The sequence below is a fragment of the Leucobacter sp. M11 genome (assembly GCF_035726885.1).
Taxonomy (GTDB): Bacteria; Actinomycetota; Actinomycetes; order Actinomycetales; family Microbacteriaceae; genus JAPFRB01.
Genome location: NZ_JAPFRB010000003.1, coordinates 559,409 through 562,215, shown reverse-complemented (window position 1 = coordinate 562,215; position 2,807 = coordinate 559,409). Strand labels below are relative to the sequence as shown.

General features: G+C 70.0%; 3 protein-coding genes. 2 read left to right on the top strand and 1 reads right to left on the bottom strand.

What is annotated here, in order from left to right:
* Nucleotides 1-566, top strand: a 566-nt coding sequence (locus OOT08_RS11055) for a VaFE repeat-containing surface-anchored protein (protein ID WP_325092694.1), incomplete at its 5' end; no start/stop codon positions are given.
* Here the strand turns inward: OOT08_RS11055 and OOT08_RS11050 are convergent.
* Nucleotides 563-1,426 (bottom strand): AraC family transcriptional regulator, encoded by an 864-nt coding sequence (locus OOT08_RS11050; protein ID WP_442916219.1) that lies wholly within the window; start codon nucleotides 1,424-1,426, stop codon nucleotides 563-565. The two genes, OOT08_RS11055 and OOT08_RS11050, sit on opposite strands and share 4 nt — an antisense overlap.
* A gap of 423 nt (nucleotides 1,427-1,849) precedes the next feature.
* Between OOT08_RS11050 and OOT08_RS11045 the strand changes: the two genes are divergently transcribed.
* Nucleotides 1,850-2,807 (top strand): pyridoxal phosphate-dependent aminotransferase (locus OOT08_RS11045; RefSeq protein WP_325092692.1); only part of this gene is annotated, 958 nt, incomplete at its 3' end.

The following is a 2,807-nucleotide window of genomic DNA, read 5'->3' as shown; positions in this document are numbered from 1 at the left end:
TCGCCGAGCACACCGACATCGACGACGAGGCGCAAACCGTGACCCTCGACCCCGTCGAGCTCAGCACCTCCGCGAGCGACCAGGCCGACGGGGACCGCGTGCTCCCCGCGAGCGGCGGGGTCATCGTCGACGTGATCAGCTTTCGCGGGCTGACGCCGGGCGAAGCCGTCACCGTCCGAGGCGAGCTGATGGATCGAACCACGGGACGGGGCACCGGCCTGACGCTGGAGCACTCCTTCGTCCCGACGGTCTCGGTCGGCACGGTCGAGGTGACCGTGACCGTGCCGTCAGGCTTTGCGGGAACCACCCTGGTTGCCTTTGAGCGGCTCTATGACGCTGCGGGCGAGCTGATCGCCGAGCACGCCGATCTCGAGGACGAGGCCCAGACGGTCCGGGTCGAGTCCGAGGTGCCGGGGACACCCACCCCGGCGTCGCCCACTGAGTCCCTCAGCACGACCGGCGGCGGGCCCACCGGGCCCGCGATCCTCGGCGGAGCGGTCCTCCTGCTCGGCGGGGCGAGCCTCCTCCTGCTGTTGCGGCGACGCGGCTCCGTCGACGTGAGCTAAGCCGCCTGGAACTCCGGGTCGTCCGGGTCGCCACGCAGCGTCCCGGACGGTTCTGCCCATGCGCCCGCTCCGTCCCGTTGTTCTGGGGCGGGGCGGAGCTCTGCCGGGGAGCAGCCGAATCGGCGGCGCACCTGATTGCGCATCGCGGTCTCGCTCCGGAATCCGGCGGTGTCCGCGGCCTGGGCCACCGACACCGCCGGGTCGCGGAGGGCCTGGGCCAGGGCCTCCGCACGTCGCCGACCCAGCAATTCCCGCGGCCCATAGTCGACCCCCTCGAAGCTGCGCTGCAGCTGCCGGTCGCTCACGGACAGAGCCCGCGCGATCCCCGCAACGTCCAGCGAGCTATCCGAGTAGCCCCGTTCGATGAGGGCGGCAACCCGCTGGCGCATCGCGGCCGGATTCCTGGGCCCGGCGGACCGCGCCTGGAGCGTGCTTTGCTCATCCAACACCGCGCGGAGCATCGCCAACACCGCACGCTCGGTCTCGGGAATGGACCGAATCGGGCCCGGGGCGAGCAGCCGTCGGACGAGGGTGATGATGAACGCTGCGGCGGAGAGCCCGAGTGGGGTCACGACCGGGCAGGCGGTCAGCTCTTCGAGGGCGCGTTGCCGCACCGTCCCGATCGCGCGCAGGGGGATGACCACGTGCAGCAGATCCGTCGGGAGCTCAGCGCTGTAGCGAAACGGGGCCCCGGAGTGCACCATCGAGAGCTGGCCGGGGGCGACCAGGCTGGTCGGCCCGGACTGCTGCACCCGGATGCGCCCGCTCCGGTGCGCGGCGACCACCAGCATCCCCGCGGAGCCGATCGTTTCCGGTCCGCGGTCATAGGTGAGTTGACACGGTGAGTGTTGCAGCCGCACCGCTCGAACGGCGCCCACCTGGACGACCCGCAATCGGCCGGAGAACTGCCCAGGCGCCTCGCCCCGGATCGGCAGGGCTCCCCCGAGCCGAGCCAGGCCATCCGCCCCCTGCAGAGACTCATCGACGGGTGCGGGTCTGGAGGAGTTCGGCGTCATACGTCTTCCGGTTGGTCTCTGGGTGCCCGCCCAGCCCGGGTTGCGTTCGCGCCTCCAGACTAATACGCCCCTCGCCCCCAAGAACAGTGCTGGCGCCGTGATCGGAGTCGATTTTGTTGCCCGGCTGCGACGGCTGCTGACCGACCCGGAAGCTGTGCGCCGTCCTCGCTCAGGCCCGCCGCGGCCCGGGACACCCGCGGCAGTCTGCGCGACAGCGGCAGAGAACTCATACAGTCTGAGCGTGCGCCGTGGCGTAGGCTTGTTGCTGTGACTGAGAACCTCCGTTTGTCTAAGAAAATCGGCGCTATCGCCGAGTCCGCCACGCTCAAGGTCGACGCTAAGGCGAAGGCCCTGCAAGCCGAGGGCCGCCCCGTAATCAGCTACGCCGCGGGCGAGCCGAACTTCGCGACCCCCGAGCACATCGTCGAGGCCGCAAGCCAGGCGATGCTCGATCCGAAGAACTACCGCTACACCCAGGCCATCGGCCTGCCGGAGCTGCGGGAGGCGATCGCCGCGAAGACGCTGCGCGACAGCGGCCTCGAGGTGTCCCCGGCGCAGATCATCGTCACGAACGGTGGCAAGCAGGCCGTCTACCAGTCCTTCCAGGTGCTGCTGAACCCGGGCGACGAGGTCATCGTGCCCACCCCGTTCTGGACCACCTACCCGGAGGCGATCACCCTCGCAGACGGCGTCCCCGTGAACGTCTTTGCGGGCGCCGACCAGGAGTACAAGGTCACCGTCGAGCAGCTCGAGGCCGCCCGCACGGAGCGCACCAAGGTGCTCCTGTTCGTGTCCCCCTCCAACCCGACCGGCGCGGTGTACTCCCCCGAGGAGACCCGGGCCATCGGCGAGTGGGCACTGCAGCACGGGATCTGGGTCATTTCCGATGAGATCTACCAGAACCTCACCTACGACGGGGTGAAGGCCACCTCGATCGTCGAGGCCGTTCCCGCGATGGCCGACTGGACCATCCTGGTCAACGGCGTCGCCAAGACCTACGCGATGACGGGCTGGCGGCTCGGCTGGATGATCGGCCCGGCCGACGCCATCAAGGCCGCCGCGAACCTGCAGTCGCACCTCACCTCGAACGTGAACAACGTCGCCCAGCGCGGCGCGATCGCGGCGCTGAACGGCGACCAGGGCCCCGTCGAGGCCATGCGTCAGGCCTTCGATGTGCGTCGGAAGACGATCATCGCCGAGCTGAACAAGGTCCGCGGCTTCCACG